This window comes from Streptomyces subrutilus (assembly GCF_008704535.1).
GTDB classification, from domain to species: Bacteria; Actinomycetota; Actinomycetes; order Streptomycetales; family Streptomycetaceae; genus Streptomyces; species Streptomyces subrutilus.
Map to the genome: position 1 here is coordinate 7,525,502 of NZ_CP023701.1, position 23,012 is coordinate 7,548,513.

General features: G+C 73.8%; 22 protein-coding genes and 2 pseudogenes. 19 read left to right on the forward strand and 5 right to left on the reverse strand.

All coding sequences use genetic code 11. The features are described from left to right. Positions 1-51 precede the first annotated feature (51 nt). The 8 genes from CP968_RS33510 to CP968_RS33545 all read left to right on the forward strand — a co-directional run bounded on the left by CP968_RS33510 (position 52) and on the right by CP968_RS33545 (position 7,975). Entirely contained in the window at positions 52-1,776 is a 1,725-nt protein-coding gene (locus CP968_RS33510) for an acyl-CoA dehydrogenase family protein (protein WP_150521550.1), read from the forward strand. 163 nt (positions 1,777-1,939) lie between these two features. Then, on the forward strand, positions 1,940-2,599 hold the full coding sequence (locus CP968_RS33515; protein WP_150521551.1) for a hypothetical protein: 660 nt from the start codon (positions 1,940-1,942) through the stop codon (positions 2,597-2,599). Positions 2,600-2,735: 136 nt separating this feature from the next. Further along, positions 2,736-3,602: an AraC family transcriptional regulator gene (locus tag CP968_RS33520; protein WP_150521552.1), complete on the forward strand. Its 867-nt coding sequence runs from the start codon at positions 2,736-2,738 to the stop codon at positions 3,600-3,602. Between the two features lie 227 nt (positions 3,603-3,829). Further along, on the forward strand, positions 3,830-4,231 hold the full coding sequence (locus CP968_RS33525) for a DUF6153 family protein (RefSeq protein ID WP_150522291.1): 402 nt from the start codon (positions 3,830-3,832) through the stop codon (positions 4,229-4,231). Between the two features lie 133 nt (positions 4,232-4,364). Next, complete coding sequence (locus CP968_RS33530) at positions 4,365-4,997, forward strand: DUF305 domain-containing protein (RefSeq protein WP_150521553.1); 633 nt, start codon at positions 4,365-4,367, stop codon at positions 4,995-4,997. 238 nt (positions 4,998-5,235) lie between these two features. Next, positions 5,236-6,129 (forward strand): NAD(P)-dependent oxidoreductase, encoded by an 894-nt coding sequence (locus CP968_RS33535; RefSeq protein ID WP_150521554.1) that lies wholly within the window; start codon positions 5,236-5,238, stop codon positions 6,127-6,129. A gap of 62 nt (positions 6,130-6,191) precedes the next feature. Then, entirely contained in the window at positions 6,192-7,025 is an 834-nt protein-coding gene (locus CP968_RS33540) for an MEDS domain-containing protein (protein WP_268253296.1), read from the forward strand. Next, positions 7,022-7,975, forward strand: a complete 954-nt coding sequence (locus tag CP968_RS33545; RefSeq protein ID WP_150521555.1) for a sensor histidine kinase — start codon at positions 7,022-7,024, stop codon at positions 7,973-7,975. Before CP968_RS33540 ends, CP968_RS33545 begins: the two co-directional genes overlap by 4 nt. A gap of 117 nt (positions 7,976-8,092) precedes the next feature. Here the strand turns inward: CP968_RS33545 and CP968_RS33550 are convergent, their stop codons facing one another. Then, positions 8,093-8,989, reverse strand: a complete 897-nt coding sequence (locus tag CP968_RS33550) for a SigB/SigF/SigG family RNA polymerase sigma factor (RefSeq protein WP_373304096.1) — start codon at positions 8,987-8,989, stop codon at positions 8,093-8,095. Positions 8,990-9,303: 314 nt separating this feature from the next. Between CP968_RS33550 and CP968_RS33555 the strand changes: the two genes are divergently transcribed. Next, entirely contained in the window at positions 9,304-9,807 is a 504-nt protein-coding gene (locus CP968_RS33555) for a hypothetical protein (protein ID WP_150521557.1), read from the forward strand. A 118-nt stretch (positions 9,808-9,925) separates the two neighbouring features. Continuing rightward, positions 9,926-10,771 (forward strand): alpha/beta fold hydrolase, encoded by an 846-nt coding sequence (locus CP968_RS33560; protein WP_150521558.1) that lies wholly within the window; start codon positions 9,926-9,928, stop codon positions 10,769-10,771. A gap of 32 nt (positions 10,772-10,803) precedes the next feature. On the opposite strand, the gene CP968_RS33565 is transcribed toward CP968_RS33560, so the two are convergent. From CP968_RS33565 to CP968_RS33575, 3 genes are all read right to left on the reverse strand, one after another. Further along, on the reverse strand, positions 10,804-11,187 hold the full coding sequence (locus CP968_RS33565) for an STAS domain-containing protein (protein ID WP_150521559.1): 384 nt from the start codon (positions 11,185-11,187) through the stop codon (positions 10,804-10,806). 121 nt (positions 11,188-11,308) lie between these two features. Next, positions 11,309-12,994: a PP2C family protein-serine/threonine phosphatase gene (locus CP968_RS33570; protein ID WP_150521560.1), complete on the reverse strand. Its 1,686-nt coding sequence runs from the start codon at positions 12,992-12,994 to the stop codon at positions 11,309-11,311. 185 nt (positions 12,995-13,179) lie between these two features. Next, positions 13,180-13,680, reverse strand: a complete 501-nt coding sequence (locus tag CP968_RS33575) for a MarR family winged helix-turn-helix transcriptional regulator (protein ID WP_229886722.1) — start codon at positions 13,678-13,680, stop codon at positions 13,180-13,182. Positions 13,681-13,783: 103 nt separating this feature from the next. Between CP968_RS33575 and CP968_RS33580 the strand changes: the two genes are divergently transcribed. From CP968_RS33580 to CP968_RS33615, 8 genes and pseudogenes are all read left to right on the forward strand, one after another. Then, positions 13,784-14,983, forward strand: a complete 1,200-nt coding sequence (locus tag CP968_RS33580) for a PP2C family protein-serine/threonine phosphatase (protein WP_150521561.1) — start codon at positions 13,784-13,786, stop codon at positions 14,981-14,983. 141 nt (positions 14,984-15,124) lie between these two features. Then, positions 15,125-15,565: pseudogene (locus CP968_RS33585) on the forward strand (MarR family winged helix-turn-helix transcriptional regulator); the annotation flags it as partial. Between the two features lie 381 nt (positions 15,566-15,946). After that, the gene (locus CP968_RS33590) at positions 15,947-17,230 is read left to right on the forward strand and encodes a PP2C family protein-serine/threonine phosphatase (RefSeq protein ID WP_150521562.1); all 1,284 of its coding nucleotides are present in this window, start codon (positions 15,947-15,949) and stop codon (positions 17,228-17,230) included. 134 nt (positions 17,231-17,364) lie between these two features. After that, positions 17,365-18,945 carry a sensor histidine kinase gene (locus tag CP968_RS33595; protein WP_425282251.1) on the forward strand — a complete coding sequence of 527 codons (1,581 nt, stop codon included), beginning with the start codon at positions 17,365-17,367 and terminating at the stop codon, positions 18,943-18,945. 2 nt (positions 18,946-18,947) lie between these two features. Further along, positions 18,948-19,400, forward strand: coding sequence for a response regulator (locus tag CP968_RS33600; protein ID WP_150522294.1), 453 nt, complete (start codon positions 18,948-18,950; stop codon positions 19,398-19,400). A 29-nt stretch (positions 19,401-19,429) separates the two neighbouring features. Next, positions 19,430-19,792, forward strand: coding sequence for an STAS domain-containing protein (locus CP968_RS33605; protein ID WP_150521564.1), 363 nt, complete (start codon positions 19,430-19,432; stop codon positions 19,790-19,792). A gap of 212 nt (positions 19,793-20,004) precedes the next feature. Further along, positions 20,005-20,376, forward strand: a complete 372-nt coding sequence (locus tag CP968_RS33610; RefSeq protein ID WP_229886726.1) for an ATP-binding protein — start codon at positions 20,005-20,007, stop codon at positions 20,374-20,376. A 123-nt stretch (positions 20,377-20,499) separates the two neighbouring features. Next, positions 20,500-20,778, forward strand: a pseudogene (locus CP968_RS33615) (DUF4291 family protein); the annotation flags it as partial. Positions 20,779-20,815: 37 nt separating this feature from the next. Here the strand turns inward: CP968_RS33615 and CP968_RS33620 are convergent. Then, positions 20,816-22,123 (reverse strand): pyroglutamyl peptidase, encoded by a 1,308-nt coding sequence (locus CP968_RS33620; RefSeq protein ID WP_244330591.1) that lies wholly within the window; start codon positions 22,121-22,123, stop codon positions 20,816-20,818. A 427-nt stretch (positions 22,124-22,550) separates the two neighbouring features. Here CP968_RS33620 and CP968_RS33625 point away from each other — a divergent pair, with 427 nt between their 5' ends. Continuing rightward, positions 22,551-23,006 (forward strand): DoxX family protein, encoded by a 456-nt coding sequence (locus CP968_RS33625; protein ID WP_150521567.1) that lies wholly within the window; start codon positions 22,551-22,553, stop codon positions 23,004-23,006. Positions 23,007-23,012 lie beyond the last annotated feature (6 nt).

The following is a 23,012-nucleotide window of genomic DNA, read 5'->3' on the forward strand; positions in this document are numbered from 1 at the left end:
ACCATCCCTCGCCGCCCGCCCGCGGCTCCCCGACCCGAAAGGCGATCCGTCATGAGCGACCCGCTCCTGTTCAACCCGCGCACCTACGACCCCGCCCACTTCGACCCCGAGACCCGCCGGCTGCTGCGCGCCACCGTCGACTGGTTCGAGGACCGCGGCAAGCGCAGGCTGATCGAGGACTACCGCTCCCGCGCCTGGCTGGCGGACTTCCTCGCCTTCTCCGCCGAGGAGGGGCTCTTCGCGACCTTCCTGACCCCCGCGGCCGCGGCCGGACCCGACGCCGGTGACCGGCGCTGGGACACCGCGCGGATCGCCGCCCTCAACGAGGTCTTCGGCTTCTACGGCCTCGACTACTGGTACGCGTGGCAGGTCACCGTCCTCGGCCTCGGCCCGGTCTGGCAGAGCGACAACGCCGCCGCCCGCGGCCGCGCCGCCGAGCTCCTCGCCCAGGGCGAGGTGTTCGCCTTCGGCCTCTCCGAGAAGACCCACGGCGCGGACATCTACTCCACCGACATGCTGCTGCGGCCCGACGCCGACGGCGGCTTCCGCGCCACCGGCTCCAAGTACTACATCGGCAACGGCAACGCCGCCGGCCTCGTCTCCGTCTTCGGCCGCCGCGCCGACGTCGAGGGTCCCGACGGCTACGTCTTCTTCGCCGCCGACAGCCGCCACCCCGCGTACCGCCTCGTCAAGAACGTCGTCGACTCCTCCAAGTACGTCAGCGAGTTCCGCCTGGAGGACTACCCGGTCGCCGCCGCCGACGTCCTGCACACCGGCCGCGCCGCCTTCGACGCCGCCCTCAACACCGTCAACGTCGGCAAGTTCAACCTCTGCACCGCGTCCATCGGCATCTGCGAGCACGCGATGTACGAGGCCGTCACGCACGCCAGCGGCCGCATCCTCTACGGCCGCCCCGTCACCGCCTTCCCGCACGTGCGCCGTGAACTGACCGACGCCTACGTCCGGCTCGTCGGGATGAAGCTGTTCAGCGACCGCGCCGTCGACTACTTCCGCTCCGCCGGGCCCGACGACCGCCGGTACCTGCTGTTCAACCCGATGACCAAGATGAAGGTGACCACGGAGGGCGAGAAGGTCATCGACCTGATGTGGGACGTCATCGCGGCCAAGGGCTTCGAGAAGGACACCTACTTCGCCCAGGCCGCCGTGGAGATCCGCGGGCTGCCCAAGCTGGAGGGCACGGTCCACGTCAACCTGGCGCTGATCCTCAAGTTCATGCGCAACCACCTGCTGGAGCCCGCCGACTACCCGCCGGTGCCGACCCGGCTGGACGCGGCCGACGACGCGTTCCTCTTCCGGCAGGGCCCCGCCCGCGGTCTCGGCTCCGTACGCTTCCACGACTGGCGCACCGCCTACGACGCGTACGCCGCCGTGCCCAACGTGGCCCGGCTGCGCGAACAGGCCGACGCGCTCTGCACGTTCGTCCGCACCGCCGCCCCGGACGAGGAGCAGAGCCGCGACCTCGACCTGCTCCTCGCGGTGGGCCAGCTGTTCGCCCTGGTGGTGCACGGCCAGCTGATCCTGGAGCAGGCCCGCCTCACCGGCCTCGACGAGGACGTGCTCGGCGAGCTCTTCGGCGTCCTGGTCCGCGACTTCTCCGCGCACGCCGTCGAGCTCCACGGCAAGGACTCCGCCACCCCCCTGCAGCAGGAGTGGGCGCTCGGCGCCGTCCGCCGCCCGGTCGTCGACGACGAGCGCTCCGCGCGCGTGTGGACGCGGGTGGAAGCCCTGGCCGGGGCGTACGAGATGGCCCCCTGACCCCGGAGCCCCCCGGTAACTGGACAAGCCCTCGGCGGGCGGACGACGATGAACCGTCAAGAGTGCCGCGGGCAGTGCCGGGGGGCGGCGGACCGCGATGCGCGGTGCTCTCCTCCGTGCGCGTGCCGTGCGTCCCCGCACGTCCACGGAGGAACACCCCACCATGAGCTTCGGCGACCCGAACAACCCGTACGGACAACAGCCGCCGGCCCAGCCCGGCTACGGCTACCCGCAGCAGCCTCCCCGGGGAGTCCCGCCGCAGGGCGGCTACGGCTACCCGCAGCAGGCCTACCCGCAGCAGGCATATCCCGGGGGCCCGAGCGGGTATCCCGGCGGATACCCGGGCGCCGACGTCGAGATGCCCGGCGGTGCGAAGGCCGCCCGGGTGATCCTCTTCGTCCTCGGCGGCCTGCAACTGCTGGGCGGCCTGCTCGTCCTCCTCGGAGGCGCCCTCTTCACCGCCTCCTTCTCGGAGTCGAACAACTCGTCGGCGAGCGACGTCGGCACCTTCGCCGGCGGCTTCCTGGTCGTCCTGGGCATCGTCCTCGTCGCCGTGGCCCTCTGGCCGATCCTCACGGCGGCCAAGCTGCGCAAGGGACGAGGCGGCGTGCGGGTCTCCGGCATCGTCTACGGCTCGGTGCAGGCCTTCTTCGCCGCCCTCGGCGGGATACTCAACCTGGCCACGATCGGCTCCGCCGATGCCGGCCCGGCCGCCGCCAACGCCTTCTCCCTGGTCCTGACCCTGATCTCGCTCGGCCTCGGCATCTGGATCGTGGTCGGCCTCGCCAAGGCCGGCGACTACTTCAAGCGCCCCCGCTACTGACCCCACCCCGCACCCCGATCCCCGCGCCGCCGCACGCCCCCCCCCGCGACCCACCCGACCGCACCGGGCACGAGATGTCGGGTCGGCGGGGCGTCCCGGTTCGTAGCGTGAGGCATCGAAAGGGAAGGAGTCCGCCGTGCTGGACGGGCTGAACCGGGCCATGGAGCACATCGAGGAGCACCTCGACCGGCCGATCGACATCGCCGACCTGGCGCGGATCGCGGTGACCTCGGAGTACCACTTCCGCAGGCTCTTCTCGGCGCTGGCCGGGATGCCTCTGTCGGAGTACGTCCGGCGCCGGAGGCTCACCGTCGCCGGCGCCGGGGTACTGGCCGGCGACCGGACGCTGCTGGAGGTCGCGGTGCGCTACGGCTACTCCTCGGGCGAGGCGTTCGCCCGGGCCTTCCGGGGCCTGCACGGGGTGGGACCCGGCGAGGCGAGGCGGGACGGCGCGCGGTTGCGGTCCCAGCCGCGGATGTCCTTCCGACTGGTCGTCGAAGGGAGCAACAGCATGCAGTACAGGATCGTGGAGAAGGACGCCTTCCGGGTGGCCGGCAAGAGGGCGCGGGTGCCGCTCGTCCACGAGGGGATGAACCCGGCCATCGCCACCTTCATCCGGGGGATCGGCGCGGACACCCTCCGGCGGATCGGCGAGCTGTCCGACCAGGAACCGGAGGGGATCGTCTCGGCGAGCGACAACCTGGCCGACAGCCGCGCCGAGGGAACCGAACTCGACTACTACCACGGCGTGGTGACCGGCGCGGCCGTCCCCCCGGGCCTGGACGCGCTCACCGTCCCGGCCGGGACGTGGGCGGTCTTCGAGAGCTCCGGACCCTTCCCGCAGACCCTCCAGTACCTCTGGCGGGACGTCTTCACCGAGTGGTTCCCGTCCAACCCCTACCGGAGCCGTCCGGGGCCCGAGATCCTGCGGACCCGGCTCGCGCAGGACGGCTCGCGGGCCGACGCGGAACTGTGGATCCCGGTGGAGCGGAACACCGGCTGAGCCGCCGGGGAGGCCGCGGGCGGACGCACGGCCCCGCCCGCGGCCTCCCCGGCGCTACGGCACCGGCCCGTACGGCACGGTCCGGCATACGCGCACCGGGCCCGGGCCCACAGCCGTACGCCGTGTCCCCAGGCCCTCAAGCACCCCGGGCCCCGCACCCGCACCGGCCGTGGAGCGAGGTCCCCGGCGGTCCCGCGAGCGGCCCGGGACCGTACGATGGGACCGTGATCACCGCCACGCGGCCCGCGAGCCGCCGCCCCGTCGGGCGCGGCTTCGTGCTGCTGGTGCTCGCGGTGCTCGCCGGAGTGGTCGCCATGCACGGCCTGGGACCCGGACCGGCCCTCGCGCCGGCCCCGTCCGCCACCGCGTCCCACGCGATGCCGATGGCCCCGACCGCGGCCGCAGGCCCCGCCGACTGCTCCCACACGACCGGCGGCACGGGCCACGTCCACCACGCGGACGCCACCTGCGCGGCCGCCGGAGTCGGCGCCCCGTACGCGCCGCCCGCCCCGGCCGCCGCCCTCGCGGACGCGGACGCCCCCGCCGCGCGGCCCACGAGCGCCGTCGGGCAGCCGGGCGGCGGCCGGGCCCCGCCCGACCTGGCCGAGCTGCAACTCCTGCGGATATAGGACCGCCCGCGCGGCACTCCCACGTCCCGGCCCGGCCGGCGCCGTGGCCGAGGTGCCGCGCCGACGCACGTCCTCTTCCGCCCTCCGCGCCCGATCCACGATCCGTGGCCGCGCACCAAGGAGTCGCACCACCATGAACCAGCACGTCCTCCGCCGTACCCGCATCGCCGTCACCGCCGGCGCGGCCGCCCTCCTCCTGGCCGCGTGCGGCTCGGACGGCGACGCGGCCGGGGGCCACGGCGGACACCCGTCGACGCCCTCGTCGGCCCCGTCCTCGCCGTCCGACCCCGCAGCGCAGGGCGGCCACAACGCCGCGGACGTCTCCTTCGCCCAGGGGATGATCCCGCACCACCGCCAGGCCGTCGACATGGCCGACCTCGCCGCCACCCGCGCCGGATCGGCCGAGGTGAAGCAGCTCGCCGAGGAGATCAAGAAGGCCCAGGACCCGGAGATCCGGACCCTCTCCGGCTGGCTGACCGGCTGGGGGCAGCAGGTTCCGGCCGCGGGCGCCGCGGACCACTCCGCGCACGGAGCCGGCGGCATGATGACCGCCGAGGAGATGGACGCCCTCGGCAAGGCCTCGGGCAGGGCCTTCGACACCGCCTTCACCAGGCTGATGATCAAGCATCACGAGGGCGCGGTCGCGATGGCCCGGACGGAGCGGACCGAAGGCGCCTCCCCCGAGGCCCGGCGCATGGCCGAGGCCGTCATCGCCTCGCAGGGCGCCGAGATCGCCCGGATGAAGGCCCTGCTCGGTACGGGCTGATCCCCGGAGGGCGGGGGTGCGGCCCGACCGGCCGCACCCCCGCCCGACCTGCCCCGGCCGCCGCGCCGTCCCGCTCCCGCGCCGGACGCACGCACCGGGCGGACACCGCCTCGGGCAATCGCCGCGGCATCGCGGGCGCGGCCCTCTACGATCTTCGGACGACGCCGACCGGGCCGCGGTGCGGATCGACGTCAGTACCGAACCGTGCCCCGCACCGTCCGAGCAGAAAGCCGACACCATGACTGCCAAACCCACCGTGAGCGTCCTCGGCACCGGGATCATGGGCGCCGCGATGGCCCGCAACCTCCTGCGGGCCGGCCACGCCGTCCGCGCCTGGAACCGCACGCCGGACAAGGCCGAACCGCTGGCCGCGGACGGCGCGTACCTCGCCGCGACGCCCGCCCACGCCGTCCGCGACGCCGACGTCGTCCTCACCATGCTCCACGACGGACCGGCCGCCCTGGAGGTCATGCGGCAGGCGGCGCCCGCCCTGCGCCCCGGCACCGCATGGGTGCAGTCCACGACGGCCGGGATCGACGGCGTCCGCGAGCTGGCCGACTTCGCGGGGCAGCACGGGCTGGCCTTCTACGACGCCCCCGTCCTCGGCACCCGTGATCCGGCCGAGGCAGGGCAGCTCGTCGTCCTGGCCGCCGGACCCGAGCAGGGCCGGGACACCGTGACCCCGGTGTTCGAAGCGGTCGGCTCCCGCACCGTGTGGACCGGAGAGGACGGCGGAGCGGGCAGTGCCACCCGCCTCAAGCTGGTGGCCAACAGCTGGGTCCTCGCCGCCACCACCGCGACCGGCGAGGTGCTCGCCCTGTCCGAGGGGCTCGGTGTGGACCCGCAGGACTTCTTCGGCCTCATCGCGGGAGGCCCGCTCGACATGGGCTACCTCCGCGCCAAGGCCGCCCTCGTCCTGGAGGACCGTCTGACCCCGGCCAGTTTCGCGGTCACCACCGCGGAGAAGGACGCCCGGCTGATCGTCGAGGCCGGAGAGCGGCACGGCGTCCGGCTCGACGTGGCGGCCGCGGGCGCCGAGCGCTTCCGGCGCGCCGCGGCCCAGGGCCACGGCGACGAGGACATGGCCGCCGCCTACTACGCCAGCTTCGCCGACCCGCACGGGACGGCGTAGCGCCGCGGTCGCGCCGGCGGGGGCCGTCCGTGATCAACAGGGGGCCCGGGGGAGTGGGTAAGGTGGACAACGGCTGGGAGGAGGCCAGGTTGAGGGCGGCGCGTGCGCTGGCGACGCTGGACGAGGTCGAAGCGGGAGACCACGTCTGCTGGGTGATGGACGGGGCCCGGCGGTTCTCCGCGGACGCCGACGCGTTCATCGCGGACGGAGCCCTCTTCGGTGACAAGGTGGTGGTCGTCGGATCACCGGCCTCGGTGGCCGGAGTCCGGCAGCTGAGCACCTTCCCCCCGTCCGCCGTGCTGATCGACCCCGTCCGCACCCGCGGATCCGTCGTCGCGGCGGTCCAGCAGGAGGCCAAGCGCGCCAGCAGCGAGGGGTACCGCTCGCTGCGGGTCCTCGCGTGCCGCCAGTCCGGGGCGGGCTCCGCCCCGGAGACCGCCACCCTGCTCGACGGCGAACTCGGGCTGGAGGAGATGGCGGCCCTCGGCGGCGCCACCGTGGTGTGCGCCTATCTTCCCGGCCCGTGGGCGGCGTCCGCGCTGGAGCAGATCATGTGCGTACACCCGCAGACACTGGGCAGACGGCCCGCACTGCCCGGATTCCACATGCTCAGATCGGGAAGCGAGGGCTGGAGGGTGACCGGCGTGATCGATTCGGACGGGGCGCAGGCCTTCGGCTCCGTCCTGCGGGCCGCCGCACTGCACACCTCCGCCGTCCGGCTGCGCTTCGACGAGGTCGACCTGATCGACGCCGCCGGGATGCGCGCCCTGGTCGACGCCGCGCTGCACCTCCCCGACCGCTCCGTCATCGTCGAAGGCGCCAACCGCACGGTCAGGCTGTCCTGGGAACTGTCCGGCTTCGCCGTGCCCGACGTACCGGTGGAGGTGCTCGGATGACCACCATGCGCCGACCGGAACAGCCGCAGGACGGATTCCGGCACGAGCTGTACCCCTACGCGGGAGAGGACGACTTCCTCGGCGGAGCCCTGGGCTTCATCCAGGAGGCGCTGGACGCCCAGGAGGGCGTCATCGTCTCCGTCCCCAGGGACCGCGAGGCGCTGCTGCGCGCCGAGCTGCCCGACTCCAAGTCGGTGACCTTCGTCGACGCCGCGGCGCCCGGCCGCAACCCCGGGCGGCTGCTCGCCGTCTGGCAGGACGAGATCGCCCGGCACGCCGTCGAGGGCCGGCCGCTGCGCGGCATCGGCGAATCGGCGTGGCGCCAGGCCCGCACGGCATCCGACGTCGCCGAACTGCGCTACCACGAGTGGCTCCTGAACCTCGCGTTCGCGGACAGCGCCGCCTGGTGGCTGCTGTGCCCCTACGACACCGCCGGCGACGACACCGCCGCGCTCCAGGCGGTGGAGCGCTGCCACCCCCTCGTCCGCCGCGACGGAGCGCCCCTGCCCAACGACGACTTCCTGCGCGACGCCCCCTACCCGTTCGAGGACCTCGCCGATCCGTGCGGCCCGCAGGAGGAACTGGAGTTCACCCGGGGTGAACTGGCCGCCGTACGCGCCAAGATCACTACCTGCGCCGCCGAACAGGACCTCACCGGGCACCGGCTGCGCGAACTGCTGCTCGCCGCCACCGAGGTCGCGACCAACAGCATCCGCCACGGCGGCGGCCGCGGCACGCTGCGCACCTGGACCCAGGACGGGGCCTTCGTCTGCGAGTTCCGGGACGCCGGCCACATCGCGAACCCCCTCGCCGGACGTGTCCGCCCGACCCACCAGCAGCCCGGCGGCCGCGGCCTGTGGCTGGTGCACCAGCTGTGCGACCTGGTGGAGATCCGCTCCACCGCGCGCGCGGGCACGGCGATCCGCCTGCACACCCAGCTCGCACCGTAGCGCGCGCCGGCCGCGACGGCCGGGCCCGGGGCCCCGTACGAAGAACGCCCCGACCGCCGGGAAGGCGGTCGGGGCGTTCTTCGTACGGGGTGTGCGGCCGGCGCGGCCGGCGCCCGGTCAGTTGCCGGCGAGCATGCCCTCGCGCAGGCGGCCGAGGGTGCGGGTCAGCAGCCGGGAGACCTGCATCTGGGAGATGCCGAGCCGCTCGCCGATCTGGGCCTGCGTCATCTCCTGGCCGAAGCGCATGTGCAGGATCAGCCGGTCGCGTCCGTCGAGCTGCTCCAGCAGGGGGGCCAGGGTGTGGAGGTCCTCGAAGAGCTCCATGGCCGGGTCGTCCTCGCCGAGGGTGTCCGCCAGCGCCCGGGTCGGGGAGTCCGAGGTGTCGTTCTGGTCGGTGTCCAGGGGCTGGCTGGAGTGCCCGTTGGCGGCGACCAGGCCCTCGATGACGGCGTCCTCGTCGAGCTCCAGGTGGGCGGCCAGCTCCTTGACCGTGGGGGCGCGGTCGAGGACGGCGCTGAGCTCTTCCTTGCCGCGCGCCAGTTCGATGCGCAGCTCCTGGAGGCGCCGCGGGACGCGGACCGCCCAGGTGGTGTCACGGAAGTGTCGCTTGATCTCGCCCGTGATGTAGGGGAGGGCCAGCGTGGCGAACTCGTTGCCCAGCGAGGGGTCGAAACGGTCGATCGCCTTGATGAGCCCGATCGTGCCGACCTGGACGAGGTCCTCCATGTCCGTGCCGTCCGTGCGGTTGCGGAAGCGGCGCACCGCGAACTGGACGAGGGAGAGGTTCATCTCGATCAGGGTGTTGCGGACGTACTGGCGCTCGGGGGTGCCCTCCTCAAGCGTCGCCAGCCGCTCGAAGAACGACTTCGACAGACCGCGGGCGTCCGACGGTGCCACCTCGCGGGCGTTGACGATTCTCGGCAGCTCCACCGGGGCGGGGGCGGCCGGGACGCTCGTGGAGGGGCTCTGGGCGAGGACCGTCTCGGTGGAAGCCTGTGCGGTGAGGACGTTCACTTGTTCGCTCCTTGGAGGTCCCGACCGGATGACCGGTGGCTGTGATCTCTTCCGGCGGGGGCCGGTACGGCGCCGCGGGGGCGGCGTCGCAGGTCGAGCATGTCCTCTCGACATGACACACGTCAAGGAATACGTGAAAAGTATTTCGCGAGTTTGGTTGCCTCTCAGGGAAACTGGGTACACAATGCGCCGCAAAAACGCCCATATGGTCGCACTGGCCTGCCGTCACCCCAGCGGGTGCGAGGTCCGCCCGAATGGGGGAAGCTGGGCGTGGCCGCACCCTCGGCGGCCGTTCCCCCAGGTGAGGAGGGCTCGTGGACGCTTCAGGAAACGGGCGGCGCGCTCGCGCACCCCGGACCGGACTGCGGACGGCAACCCTGCTGTGCGCGGCGGCGGCCCTCGCGGCCACCGTCGTCGCCCCCGCTTCCGCGCAGAGCACCCAGAGCGCGCGGAACACTGCGGCGCGGGCCCCCGAGCCCGAAGTGCTCGTGGTCGTCGACTGCTCCTCGCAGGCGCAGGTGCGCCCGGGTGAGTACGTACTGGCCTGCGGAGACGGCAACAACCAGCTCATCGGGCTCGACTGGGAGAACTGGGGCCCGAAGACCGCCACGGCCACCGGCACGGACATGGTCAACGACTGCCGCCCCTACTGCGCGGCCGGCCGCTTCCGCCCGCACCCGGTGACGGTGACCCTCGCCAACCCGCGCCCCTGGCCCGGCCACCCCGGTGTCCACCGCTTCACCACGGTCCGGCTCCTCTACACCCACACCACGCCGGGCCCCGTCCCCCACGACGTGACCTACAAGCTCGTCTACTGACGCCGCCCCGCGCCCGAGGCCTCTGCGCACCGCGGCGCGGACCCGTGCAGCCCCGGCCCCGGCCGGGGCTGCGTAGGATTCCGGCGACGGGTGCGGCGGCGGGGAACCGGGGTGCGCGATGAAGGAGACCGATCTGGAGCTCGGCGACGGCCGCGTCCTCCACGTCTACGACACCGGGCACGGCCCGCGCGAGGACGGCCCCGCCGTCTTCTGGCACCACGGCACCCCCAACACCGGCGCACCCCCCGCACCGCTCCTGCCCGCCGCCCGCCGGCTCGGCGTCCGCTGGGTCTCCTACGACCGCCCCGGCTACGGCGGGTCGACCCCGCACCCCGGCCGCGACATCGCCTCGGCCGCCGGGGACGCCGCCGCCGTCGCCGACGCGCTGCACATCGACCGCTTCGCCGTCATGGGCCACTCCGGCGGCGGCCCGCACGCGCTGGCCTGCGCCGCCCTGCTGCCGGACCGGGTGCTCGGGGCCGTCGGCGTCGCCGGGCTCGCCCCCTTCGGGGCCGACGGCCTGGACTGGTACGCCGGCATGACGCCCGGGGGAGCCGCCTCCCTGAGGGCCGCCGCCGAGGGGCGGGCGACCAAGGAACTCCACGAGGCACAGGCGGAGTTCGACCCGGAGATGTTCACGCCGGCCGATCACGCAGCGCTCGACGGGGAGTGGTCCTGGTTCGGCGAGGTCGTCGGCCCGGCCGTCGCCGCGGGCCCCGGTCCGCTGATCGACGACGACCTCGCGTACGTGGCCCCGTGGGGCTTCGACCCGGCGCTGATCGCCGCGCCCGTCCTCGTCCTGCACGGCGGCGCCGACCGCGTGGTGCCGGCCGCGCACGGCGTGTGGCTCGCGGACCGGTGTCCTGCGGGCGAACTGTGGCTGCGGCCGGACGAGGGGCACATCTCCGTCCTCGGCGACGCGGCGGCCGCCCTGGAGTGGCTCGTCCGCCACGGCGGGCACTGAGCGCACCGGACCGCGTCAGCGGGGCGCCGGCTTCAGCGTCCCGTCTGGTCCTCGGAACGCTCGCGCACCGCGGCCGGCGGGCCCGTCAGGTGCTCCAGGGTGCCGGTCAGCATCAGCAGCCGGTCCAGCGGCAGCGTCCGGTGGTCGAGATACAGCCGCACGCCCGCCCCGCTCGCGCGCCTACGCACCATCAGCAGCGCGGCCAGTCCCATCGAGTCGCACGCGAGGAGCCCCGCGCAGTCGAGGTGGAGGTGGACCATGTCCGGCCGGTCGGTCAACTGCCCCTCCACCAGGGACAGCAGGAGGTCGCAGGTCTCGTGGTCGAGGTCGCCGGACAGGGCGATGCGCACCGTGTGCGCGTCCGGCGCCACGGGAGTCAGGATCAGGGGCGGCGGGAGGTCCGCTGGAAGGTTCATGAGTGCGTTTCCGGGGCGGTGGGGGACGGGACGGAGGGACGGCGGGGGACTCGGGCCCCGCGGAACGACCGGGGGTCGGGCCGTCCGTGCGCGACGGGGATCCGGGTGGGGTACGAGAGGCTCATGCGGTGTACCTACCCGGACCGTGCCCTCCCACCGCACTCAGATGGTTGGTCCGCGGGGCGGTGATCGCCACGACGGCCATGTCGTCGTGCCGGCCGGTGCCGATCCATTGGGCGGCCAGCATCTGCAGCCGTTCCACGACGGCCGCCGCCGCCATGCCCGCACACTCCGCGAGCGCCCGCCTCAGCCGCGCGTCGCCGAACTGCTCCCGCCCGAGCGGGCCGCCCCGGGCCTCGGTGAACCCGTCCGTGAACAGGACACAGGTCTCCCCGGGCCCCAGTACGGTCCGTACGGTCACCGACTCGACCTCGACCAGCGCCCCCACCAGCGTGCCGCGGGTCTCCACCTCCTCCACCTGCCCGTCCGCGCGCACGACCAGCGGGGGCGGATGGCCGGCGCTGGTCAGCCGCAGCACCACCTTCCCGTCCTTGCGGGACGCCGACGCGAGGACGAGCGTCGCGAAACGGGTGTGGTGCGAGTTCAGCAGCGCGCCGTTGAGCAGCCGGAGCATGCGCTGGTGGTCGGGGGCCATGGGAAGCAGGGCGTGCAGGGTGTTGCGGATCTTTCCGGTGAGCACGGCGGCGTCCAGGCCCTTGCCGCACACGTCGCCCAGGACGACGAAGGACTCCGCGCCCTCGGCCGGGACGGGCGCGGCGTGCACGTCGTAGAAGTCGCCCCCGATCCGGTCGCCTTCGCCCGAAGGCCGGTAGCCGCCGGCGAACTCGACCCCGTCGATCTGCCGCAGCACCGGCGGCAGCAGCTCGCGCATGAGCGTCTCGGTGATCGAACTCTGCTCCGCGTAGAGGCGCGCGGCCGACAGCGCGGCGCCCGAGCGCGCCGCGAACAGCCGCGCGAACACCTCCTCGTTGTCGGTGAAGGCCGCCTCGTCCGAATAGCGCAGCAGTACCAGCGCGCCCGCCGGAACCCCGTGGCCGGGCAGGGGGGTCACCACCATCGACCCGACCGTGCCGAACCCCTCGGGCACCAGCCAGTCCGGAGCCGCCGCCGGATCGACCCAGCGGGAGGGGACCGGCGGGAACCCCTGGAGGGCCTCGGCCAGTCCCGGCACCCGCGCGGGGTCGACGTTGACCCGGGTCCCTTCGGGCCGGTGGCCGCGGCGGCAGGAGACGACCGGGGTGGCGCGGCCCGTGACCGGCCCGATCACGACGGCGGCGTCGGCGAGGTGTTCGGCCGCGAGCTGGGCGGTGACGCTCATGCAGCGGTCGACGTTGAGCGAGGACAGCAGCGCGTTGGAGGCCTGCCCGAGGAAGGCGGTCCGGCTGCGCTCCAGGGCCAGTTCGTCCTTGGCCAGGCGCATTTCGGTGTCGTCCACGAACCACCACGCGATGTCGCCGTCGTCGAGCAGGGCCGGGTGCGCCTCGAAGCTCCGCGCGCCGACCCGTCCCCCCGCGGGGTCGAGCGGCGGGCCGGCGCCCGTCCCGCCCGAGGGGCCCGCCGCCCCGCCGGCCTCCACCCGCCGGTGGGCGGCGGCCAGCCAGAGCGGCACCGCGGAGGTCAGCACCGCACCGATGTGGGCGTCGGGGAAGAGGCGGGTGGCCGCCTGGTTGACCAGCGACAGCGATCCGTGGGGATCGACCACCAGAACGGGGCAGGGAGCTGTTGCGAAGGCGAATCCAGTGGCGGGATGGTTCGTTGGGGCGGAACCCCCTGGGGAACTGGCCATAGACAAGGACACGCTGCGCGGGCCCCTCACCTCTTCACTTCGGACGGCAGAATAGTTTCCCTTCGGCAACTATCACCCATGCGCGGTCGCCGACGCAATGCCGCACGGCGGACCCCGGGCTTCATCACCCCCGCTCGCGACGACCCGTACTGGCGTACGCCAACGGGCCCCCCGGAAAGGGCCGCTCAGGCCGTGCGGGACTCCGGACCGGCCTGCCGCGGCAGCCGCAGCGGCTCCGTCACGACCTCGCGGAGCGCGGCCAGTCCCGCGGCCAGCCCGGCGCGCGCCTCGGGCGGCAGGGCGGCCATCGCCTCCGTCAGGACCTGCTGGCGACGCACCCGCAGGTCCGCCAGGTACCCGACCCCCTGGGCGGTCAGCCGCAGGTGCAGCTCACGGCGGTCGTCGGGGCTCGGGGTGCGCTCCAGGAATCCGATCGCCTGCAGCCGGTCACACAGCCGGGTGACCGAGGGCGGAGCCGCACTCAGCAGCTTCCCGAGCGTGCGCAGGTTGATCTCCGCGTTCTTCTCTATGAGGAAGAGGACCCGGGCCTGGGCCGAGGAGACCGGGGGAGCGCTCACCGTGTCCCGGCCCCGCTCCCAGACGATCTCCAGCAGTTCGATCAGCTCACTGACCTCGACGACCGCGGACGCGGCCGCCCCGGTGGAGTGGATCGGCATCTGACGCATGTGACACTCCCTACCGGATGGATGCGGGCCGTCTCCACCGCCGGGTCGGCGGCCTCGCGGCCTCCCCATAGTGACAGTTTCGAGAGAGGCAGGACCCAGGCCGGTGGCCAGACCCGAGGGAGTGGAGCGCATTCTGCGGAATGCGGCCCCGCACGAGCTGTTCGACAAGATCCGCGACGTACTCGCCCAGCGCTACGGTGCGCACGCGGTCGAACTGCTGATGGTTGACTACGCGATGACCCGGCTCCAGCCGGTGACCGAGCTGCCGAGCACCGCCGAACCGCTGTCGGTGCACACCAGCGCCCCCGGCCGGGCCTTCGGCTCGCAGGAGGCGTACGTGGTCGCGGAAGGCTCCGGAGTGACCGCGCACCTGCCGGTCAGCGTCCGGGGCGACCGGATCGCCGTACTGAGCGTGGGACTGCCGAGCGAGGAGTACGCGGCGAGCGTCCTGCCCGAGCTGCAGGACGTCGCCGACGCCCTGGCACACGAGATCGTCGTCGCCGAGCGCGACACCGACGTGTTCCTCCGGGCCCGGAGGGCCACCCGGCTCACCCTGGCCGCCGAAATGCAGTGGCAGCTGCTGCCGGGACGCTCCTGCGCCCGCCCCGAATACGCCCTCGGGGGACAGCTGGAGCCCGCCTACGCCATCTACGGCGACAGCTTCGACTGGTCCGCCTCCGCCGAACACCTCACGCTGACCGTCAACAACGGCATGGGCGAGGGCATCGACGCGGCCCTGCTGACCAACCTCGCCGTGAGCGCCCTGCGCAACGCCCGCCGGGCCGGCCTGGGCCTCGTGGACCAGGCCAGCCTCGCCGACCAGGCCGTCTACGGGCAGTACCAGGGCCGCCAGCACCTGGCCATGCTCCTGCTGCGCTTCAGCCTGGGCACCGGCGAGGTGGACGTGATCGACGCCGGCTCGCCGCGGATCTGGCGGCTGCGCCAAGGCGCGGTGGAGCAGATCGAGCTGGAGGCGCAGCTGCCGCTGGGCATGTTCGAGGACACCATCTACACCTGCCAGCGCTTCCACGTCGAACCCGGCGACCGGCTCTTCTTCCTGAGCGACGGCGTCTACGACGTGGCCTCGCCCGGCGGCGAGCCCTACAGCCGGCACGCGCTGAGCCGGGCCATCACCAACACCCGGCTGCTGCCGCCCTCGCAGGTGCCGCGGGCGATCCTGGAGGAGCTCGCCGGGCACCGCGGCCAGATCGAGGCGGCCGACGACGCGATGGTGGTCTGCCTCGACTGGCGCGGACGCCCGGACCCCGGGGCCGACGCGGACCCGTCCGGGTCCGGGGTCTAGGCCGCCGCCCGCGGTCCTGCCCGTGGCCCCGGCCCGGTCCCGGCGCGACCCGCCGGGGAGGGGGAGGTACCGGCCCGGCCGCGGGCGGCCGGGCCGGTACGGCGACGACATCCGGGGGCGGTCGGTGGCAGAGTGGGCCGTATGGCGCCCCACATCGCTCCAAACGCCGCGGAGGGAGACCCCTCCGCGGCCGTCAGTGCCGCGGTGGAGCTGCTGGAGGTCCTCAGGGCCCGCGGGCAGGACGGCGCGGGCACGGCCGTGTCCCCCTCGCAGCTGAGGGCCCTGCTGGTCGTCGAGGAAGCGGAGGGGATCAACCTGCGCTCGCTCGGCGCCGTGCTCGGCTCCCGGCCACCCTCGGTCACCAGGCTCTGCGACCGGATGGCGGCCATGGGACTGCTGGAGCGCACGCCGAGCCGGACCAGCCGCCGCGAGGTCGAGCTGCGGCTCACCGCGCAGGGCAGGGCGCTGCTGGACGAGCAGCGGGTCATCCGGCTGCGGGAGATGTCGGCGGTGCTCGCCCGGATGGAGCCGGCCGCGATCGATGCCCTGGTCGCCGGGCTGAGCGGGTTCCGTGAGGCCGCGGGCGGGGTGTTCGCCCACGGAGACGCGGCGGCCGGGCCGTCGGGAGCGGGGCCGGGCGGGTCCGGCCCCCCCGGCGGCGGTCCCGGCGGCGGGCGGGCTCCCGTACCGGGCGCGACCGGGCCGCACCGGGCCGGGGGAGGGCCCGCGGCACGGGACGGCGGGCCGGGCGCGGACCCGAGCCGGGTGCGGGCTCCCGCACCCGTCTCCGACAGTGCTTAGATGCGCGCGGTACCGTCGACCCGGCACCCCCGTGGCCGGGGATGGTAATTGACCAGTTAAAATATTGCCTAACGGCAAATGATCACTCTAAGCTCGCCCCGGACGCAAGAGGCGCCCGCCGGGCGTTCCGCGCGCTCTGTGGCGAGAAGGGAAACGAACGCCATGGAGAGCGCGCTGGGCCTGGGGTCGCAGAACTCCGCCGAGCACGGCGGCGTGCCCGCCGCGCGGCAGCCCCGGCAGGCGTCCGCGTTCGAACGGGACCCGCTCCAGAGCCTGTGGAGCGGCCGCCCGCCCCACGTCCTGCTCATCGAGGACGACGAGGGCGACGCCCTGCTCGTCGAGGAGCTGGTCGAGGACAGCGGGGTCGACGTACGCCTCGGCCGGGCCCGCAGCCTCGCCGACGCCCTGTCCCTGCTCGACACCGACACGCCCCAGTGCGTCCTGCTCGACCTGCACCTGCCCGACGCGCAGGGCCTCGACGCCCTCAACCGGGTGCTCGCCCGGTCCGCGGAGGCCGCCGTCGTGGTCCTGACCGGCCTCTCCGAGGAGCAGGCCGGCCTCACCGCCGTCGCCGCCGGAGCCCAGGACTACCTGGTGAAGGGCCGGCTGGAGCCCGACGTCTTCATGCGGGCCATCCGCTACGCGATGCAGCGCAAGCAGACCGAGCTCGCCGCCGCCGCCCTGCAGACGGGCCGCCTCCGGGCGGAGGAGAACGCCCGTCTCGAACGCGGCCTGCTCCCCACCCCGCTCCTGCTGGACGACACCGTCTCGGTGTGCGCCCGCTACCGGCCCGGCCGCGCTCAGGCCCTCCTGGGCGGTGACTTCTACGACGTCGTCCAGACCCCCGACGGGGCCACCCACGCGGTCGTCGGCGACGTCTCCGGGCACGGACCGGACGAAGCGGCCCTCGGCGTGTGCCTGCGCGTGGCGTGGCGCGCGTTCGTCATGGCCGGCGCCCGCGGGCAGGACCTGCTCGACCTCCTGGAGAAGATCCTGGTGGCGGAGCGGTCCGGACCCGAGATCTTCGCCACCCTCATCGCCCTGACCCGTACCGCGGGCGCCGACCACATCGCCGTGCAGCGCGCCGGCCACCCCGGATTCCTGGTCCGCTCCCCGTCAGGGGTCCGGCTGGAGGCCGTGCCCGGCGGCCCGGCCCTCGGGATCATGCCGGACTGGGACTCGTCCTGGCCCGTGACCGAGGTGCCGGTGGAGCCGGGCGGCGCCGTGATGTTCTTCACCGACGGACTGATCGAGGGACGCATCGCCTCGGGCTCCGACCGCCTCGACGAGGGCGGCCTGCTCGACATCGCCCGCAAGCACGCCGATCTGCCCGCCGACCCGTTCGTCGACACGCTGATCCACACCGCGGAGAGCCTGGCCGCGGAGTGGGGCGGCCTGGCCGACGACGTCGCCGTACTCCACCTCGAATGGAACACCTCTCCGTGACACCCCGGGAACAAGCAGAACCCCGCCCTGCCCGTACGCCGTCCTCCGCCGGCGCGGTCAGAGCGGCCGGTTCCGCCGTCCGCGGACTGAGCGTGCAGGCCTGGTTCGCCACGGTCCTCGCGCTGCTCGCCGTCATGGTCCTCGGCACCGCCGCGGTGGGCGCTGCGCTGCTGTCGAACACCACCGCGGCCGGCGACCGGATCGTCTACGGCATCGCCCCGGCCCAGCGTGACGCCCTGCGGATGGAATCAGCGCTCCTCGACCAGGAGACCGGGGTCCGCGGCTACCTCCTGACCCAGGAGCCGGACCTGCTCGAACCGTACGAGCGAGGCCGCACCAACGAGGCCGCCGCGGCCCGCACGCTCTTCGTCGAGCTCGCCGGCGAGGACGGCGCGACCGCGGACGTACGGGCCGTCGAAGAGGCCGCGCGCGTCTGGCGCGACGAGTTCGCGACCCCCGCCGTCGAGGCCGTGCGCAGCGGCGCCGCCGTCCCGTCCGTCCAGGAGGGCAAGGCGCGCTTCGACGAGGTGCGCCGGAAGATCGACGCGCAGCAGACCCGGCTGAACACGATGCAGGCCGACGCGCGGGCCACCTTCGCCGACGCCCGCTCCGAGCGCGACCACATCCTCCTGGCGATCCTCGCGGCGTTCCTGCTGGCGGGCGTCTGCCTCGCGGTCCTGCTCCAGGTCGGCGTCGTACGCCCGCTGGGCGTCGTACGGGCCGCGTCCCGGCGGGTGGCCGACGGGCGGTTCGACGAGGAGATCCCCCAGCGCGGACCCGCCGACCTGCGCTCGCTCGCCCTCGCGGTGGAAGCCATGCGCCGGCGCACGGTCGAGGAGCTCGCGGCCTCGCTGCGCAATGCCGAGGAGCTGAAGCGCACGGCCGCCGACCTCGACGCCCAGGCCGTGGAGCTGCGCCGGTCCAACGCCGAGCTGGAGCAGTTCGCGTACGTGGCCTCGCACGACCTCCAGGAGCCGCTGCGCAAGGTCGCCTCCTTCTGCCAGCTCCTGGAGAAGCGCTACGGCGACCGGCTCGACGACCGCGGAGCCCAGTACATCGGCTTCGCCGTCGACGGCGCCAAGCGGATGCAGGTGCTGATCAACGACCTGCTGACCTTCTCCCGGGTCGGCCGCGTCCAGGACGCCCGCGAGTCCGTGGCCCTCGACGGGACGCTCGACCGCGCCCTGCGCAACCTCGCGACCGCGGTGGAGGAGAGCGAGGCCGAGGTCACACGGCCGCAGACGCTTCCCGCGGTGGAGGGCGACCCGACGCTGCTCACCATGCTCTGGCAGAACCTCGTGGCCAACGCGGTCAAGTTCCGGGCGCCCGGTCGCACCCCGCGCGTGGACATCGCGCACCGCACCGACACCGAGGCGGACCCCGGCTTCCACACCTTCACCGTCACGGACAACGGGATCGGCATCGACCCCGAGTTCGCGGAGAAGGTGTTCGTGATCTTCCAGCGGCTGCACGGCCGGGAGGCGTACGGCGGCACCGGGATCGGCCTGTCGCTCTGCAAGAAGATCGTCGAGCACGCGGGCGGCCGCATCTGGATCGACACCACGCACACCGGCGGGACGCGGCTGGTGTTCACCCTGCCCGTCCAGGACGCCGACCCGGCCGGGTCGGACGCACCGTCCGCCCCGCCCGTTCCCCAGACCCGTACGTCACCCGAGAGCGCCGGAGCCACGGCCGCGGAAGGAACCACCCCATGACCATGGCGACCCCCCAGCCCCAGGCTCAGCCCGCGGAAGTGCTGCTCGTCGAGGACGACGCCGGCGACGAGCTCATGACGCGCGAGGCGTTCGAGGACAACAAGATCGGCAACAACCTGCACGTGGTGCGGGACGGCCTCGAAGCGCTGGACTTCCTCTACCGGCGCGGCGAGTACGCCGAGGCCCCGCGTCCGGACCTGATCCTCCTCGACCTGAACCTGCCCAAGTACGACGGCAGGCAGGTCCTCGAACAGATCAAGACCGACCCGGAGCTGAGCCACATCCCCGTGGTGGTGCTCACCACGTCGGCGGCCGAGGAGGACATCCTGCGCAGCTACAAGCTGCACGCCAACGCGTACGTGACGAAGCCGGTCGACCTCGACCAGTTCATCCGGGCGATCCAGCAGATCGACGACTTCTTCGTGACCGTGGTGAAGCTGCCGCGGTCCGTCTGACAGCAGCACAAGAGAAGGTGGGGAAAGACATGGCCGTGCACCACTCCGGCGCGCACAACAGCGTCGAGGCGCGTTCCGAGGGGGACGTGCGCATCGTCGTGATGGCGGGCGAGTTCGACATGGACAGCGTGGGCGAGCTGCGGACGGCGCTGGACCCCGAGGCGGCCGGCGTCACCCGGTTCGTCCTGGACGTCTCCGGCGTGACCTTCGCCGACTCGACCGCGCTCAGCATCATGCTGCAGCCCGCGCTCGACCGGCCCGTCGTGCTGGCGGGACAGGTCCCCGACCGGCTGGCACGGCTCCTCGAAGTCACCGGCGCCGACCGGGCCTTCGTGGCCGCGCCGACGCTGGCCGAGGCGATCGTCGTCGCGGTGCCGCCGAGGCGGCGCTGAGCGCACGGCGAGCCGACGGCGCGGAGGGACCGGGCCGGAGGGAACCGGGGAGGGCGGGGGCGCGTGTTTGCCCCTGTGATTGCGGAGCCGTGTTCGGGGCAAACGGACACGGTCCGGCCATGACGACACCGCCGAGGAGGTGAACGGTGCACCACGTGGAGTACGGACCGACGCACCCGGTACCCCGCACCGCCATGCAGGCGAGGGACCGTGTGCGATCGCTCATCGAGTCTTCCGGCCTGCTGCCGGCGGGTGCCGGAGGCGGCGCCGAACCCGAGGAGGGCGCCCTGACCGACGCGCTGCTCGTGACCTCGGAACTGGCGACGAACGCCATCCGCCACGGCGGCGGCATCACCGGCTTCAGCGCCTCCCTGTCGGCGGACGGGCTGCGGCTCGCGATCGCCGACGCGAGCGGTGACAGCCCGGTGACGCTGGCGCGCGTCCCCGGCACGTTCCCCGTGGGAGGCTTCGGCTGGCCCCTGATCTGCCGGCTCACCCACAGCGTGTCGATCAGCCCGACACCGCAGGGCGGCAAGCGCATCGAGATCGTCATGCCCCTGGCCCCCACCCCACGACCGGCCTGAACCCCGGCGGGCCCCTCGCCCGTACGGCGGTGGACCTATTCGGTGGCGCCCGGCGCACGTACGCCGATCCTGGTCGGCATGGGGGAATCCACATACCGGCTCCGTGCCGTCCGCACGGCTTCGCGGGAGCTGAAGTGCGCCCCGGCGCGGGTGCAGTGGGATCCCGAACGCGATCTGCAGCTGCGACCGCTCGCCCACCGCTCCCTGCAACTCGGCCTGGCCGGTGAGGCCGCCGAACGCTACGCCGACGAGTGGACCGTCGGGATCACGGACGTCACCCCGCTCGCGCACGCGGTGCACGCCCACGTGAAGGACGGGGACCTGGAGGCGGCCCGCCGGCTGCTGCCCGACGAACGCCCCTACCCCGCGGGCGACCGGCTCCTGGCCCCGCTGCGCGGTTGAACCGCCCGGCCCGGGGCCGGCCCGCGTGCCCGCGCCGTCAGCGCGCCGCGCCGGAGCTGCGCAGCACGGCCACCACCTGCGCCGTGATCTCGCGTTCGGTGCGCTCGAAGTCCGCGCCGGTCAGCTGCGCCGGATCGGCGGGCAGTCCGGTGAGGACGGGGGTGTGGAGGTGGCCGCCCGGCAGGGCGGGCCGGAGCTCCAGACGGAGCCGGTTCGAGCGGTAGGCGACCTCGTTGGAAAGGTAGCCGCCGCCCCCGCCGGCGACGGCGCGCGACCCGGCGGTCGGTCCGTCCGGCCGGTCCACGGGGGTCCGCTGCCCGGCCGGGATCTCGGAGACGGCCGTGTTCAGGCGCACCGGGTACGGCGTCTGCACGGCGGTCATCGCGTCCGTGGGCAGGCTGGTGCGCAGGAACTCGGCCCCGGGCCCGAGCCCCGGAGCGGTCACCGGGTGCGCGTACGTGCCGCCCGAGAGGGCGTCGGCGTTGTCCGGGTACGGGTCGGCCGATCGGTTGCGGCCCGCCCAGGCCTCCAGGGTGAACAGCCCCGGGTACCCCTGGCTGATGCTGGTGATCATGTCCGCTGCCCGCGGACCGGACGCCAGACGCGGGCCGTACGCCCGCTCGACGATGCCCGCGTCGAAGTCGGCGTAGCGCACGGGCAGGACGACGGCTCGGAACTCGGCCTTCGTGCCGTCGGCCAGGGTGATCCGTCGGCCGTTGAGCTGGAGCGCGGCCGAGCCGGAGGGGTTGGCGCGGCGCAGTTCGGCATCCAACCCGAACGGGTCGAACCCGCTGACGAAGATCCTCCGCACCCCCGGTGTGCCACGGAAGTCATTGGCGGTCAGACCGCGCGAGGCGTCCTCGAAGCGGGACTTCAGGGCGGCCCGGTCGACCGCGAAGTCCGGTGTCCAGCGCTCCAGTTGTACGGTCATCGCCAGCCTGGCCCAGTACAGCGGCCGGTCGTCCCCGGCGGCCAGGTCGCCACCGGACCGGCGTCCCTGCGCCCGGTCGACGGCGGCCCGCCACAGGCTCTCGCCCCAGGTGTCGAGGAGCCGCCGCGCCTCGGCGGCGTCGCGCGCGCCGCACAGGGCGGCGGGGAACCGCCGCACGAAGGCGTCGAAGCCGCCGCGCCCGGTGAGCGCGGCGGTCCTCGGGTCGGCGAGGCGACGCTGTTCGGGGTCCGGCGCAACCGGGGCGGTGCGTGCGGAGACGGCGGCGTCGGCGCCGGAGCAGCCGGGCGGCAGCGCGGTGTCCGCGCGGGCCACGGCGGGGGGCAGGACGGCGGTGACGCCGAGGAGTGCGGCGGCGAGTGCCGCACGGCGTAAGAACATCATGCGATGTGACATTACATAGGGTGTCAGTTTCTGTCAGGGCACGGGATCACCGGGCGACCCGACCCCGCTCCGGGCCCACCGGTCCGTCACGGCGCGCCGCACGGAACCGCTGATCTGGCCCGAAGCCCCCGCAGCCCGCATCTATCGAGCCGCGCGCGGACCGCTGCCGCAGGGGCGCGGGGAGGGGAGAGAACAAGCCGTTTGTGCGCCGGTCCGCGGCGCGCCGCCGGTCGGCGTAACGGGTATTTCCCCACGCAACCCCCGCCCGACGCGCCTGATGTCGGCGAACGGCTTGTTGCTGTCTCATGACGTCATGCGGGACGGGCTTGCCAGCATTTTTAGGCATACCTAACCTAGGTCTCCGGCCGACCCCGAACCAACCACCGGCCGCCCGCACGTACGCACTTCGGATCCCTCCCCCCACCGAAGGAGCCCTTTGATGACCGGTCGCTTCGACAGAGCCCAGCCCTACGCACTCGGTCTGTTCCGCATCGTCACCGGACTGCTCTTCGCCTGCCACGGCGCCGCGTCCCTCTTCGGTGTCCTCGGCGGCGCCCACGGCGGCGGTACCGTCCCCGCCGGCGCGTGGCCCGGCTGGTACGCCGCCGCGATCCAGCTCGGCGCCGGAGTCCTGGTCCTGTTCGGCCTCGGCACGCGCTCCGCCGCCTTCGTCGCGTCCGGCTCGATGGCCTACGCCTACTTCTCCGTCCACCAGTCGGTGTCGCTCTGGCCGCTGCAGAACGGCGGCGAGGCCTCCGCCATGTTCTGCTGGGCGTTCCTGCTGCTCGTGTTCACCGGGCCCGGCGCGTTCGCCGTGGACCGGGTGTTCGGTGCCCGCGCGGTGCACGGCCGTCAAGAGGAGCAGCACCAGGCCAAGGCCCCCGTACCCGCCTGACCGGAC

Excerpts from the sequence above, each read along its gene's own strand:
- CP968_RS33575 (WP_229886722.1), bottom strand. The coding sequence starts at position 13,680 with ATGCGTCAGATGCCGATCCACTCCACCGGGGCGGCCGCGTCCGCGGTC.
- CP968_RS33565 (WP_150521559.1), bottom strand. The coding sequence starts at position 11,187 with ATGAACCTTCCAGCGGACCTCCCGCCGCCCCTGATCCTGACTCCCGTG.
- CP968_RS33590 (WP_150521562.1), top strand. The coding sequence starts at position 15,947 with ATGGAGAGCGCGCTGGGCCTGGGGTCGCAGAACTCCGCCGAGCACGGC.
- CP968_RS33625 (WP_150521567.1), top strand. The coding sequence starts at position 22,551 with ATGACCGGTCGCTTCGACAGAGCCCAGCCCTACGCACTCGGTCTGTTC.
- CP968_RS33570 (WP_150521560.1), bottom strand. The coding sequence starts at position 12,994 with ATGGCCAGTTCCCCAGGGGGTTCCGCCCCAACGAACCATCCCGCCACT.
- CP968_RS33545 (WP_150521555.1), top strand. The coding sequence starts at position 7,022 with ATGACCACCATGCGCCGACCGGAACAGCCGCAGGACGGATTCCGGCAC.
- CP968_RS33510 (WP_150521550.1), top strand. The coding sequence starts at position 52 with ATGAGCGACCCGCTCCTGTTCAACCCGCGCACCTACGACCCCGCCCAC.
- CP968_RS33595 (WP_425282251.1), top strand. The coding sequence starts at position 17,365 with ATGGTCCTCGGCACCGCCGCGGTGGGCGCTGCGCTGCTGTCGAACACC.
- CP968_RS33605 (WP_150521564.1), top strand. The coding sequence starts at position 19,430 with ATGGCCGTGCACCACTCCGGCGCGCACAACAGCGTCGAGGCGCGTTCC.
- CP968_RS33530 (WP_150521553.1), top strand. The coding sequence starts at position 4,365 with ATGAACCAGCACGTCCTCCGCCGTACCCGCATCGCCGTCACCGCCGGC.
- CP968_RS33535 (WP_150521554.1), top strand. The coding sequence starts at position 5,236 with ATGACTGCCAAACCCACCGTGAGCGTCCTCGGCACCGGGATCATGGGC.
- CP968_RS33600 (WP_150522294.1), top strand. The coding sequence starts at position 18,948 with ATGGCGACCCCCCAGCCCCAGGCTCAGCCCGCGGAAGTGCTGCTCGTC.
- CP968_RS33560 (WP_150521558.1), top strand. The coding sequence starts at position 9,926 with ATGAAGGAGACCGATCTGGAGCTCGGCGACGGCCGCGTCCTCCACGTC.
- CP968_RS33515 (WP_150521551.1), top strand. The coding sequence starts at position 1,940 with ATGAGCTTCGGCGACCCGAACAACCCGTACGGACAACAGCCGCCGGCC.
- CP968_RS33620 (WP_244330591.1), bottom strand. The coding sequence starts at position 22,123 with ATGTCACATCGCATGATGTTCTTACGCCGTGCGGCACTCGCCGCCGCA.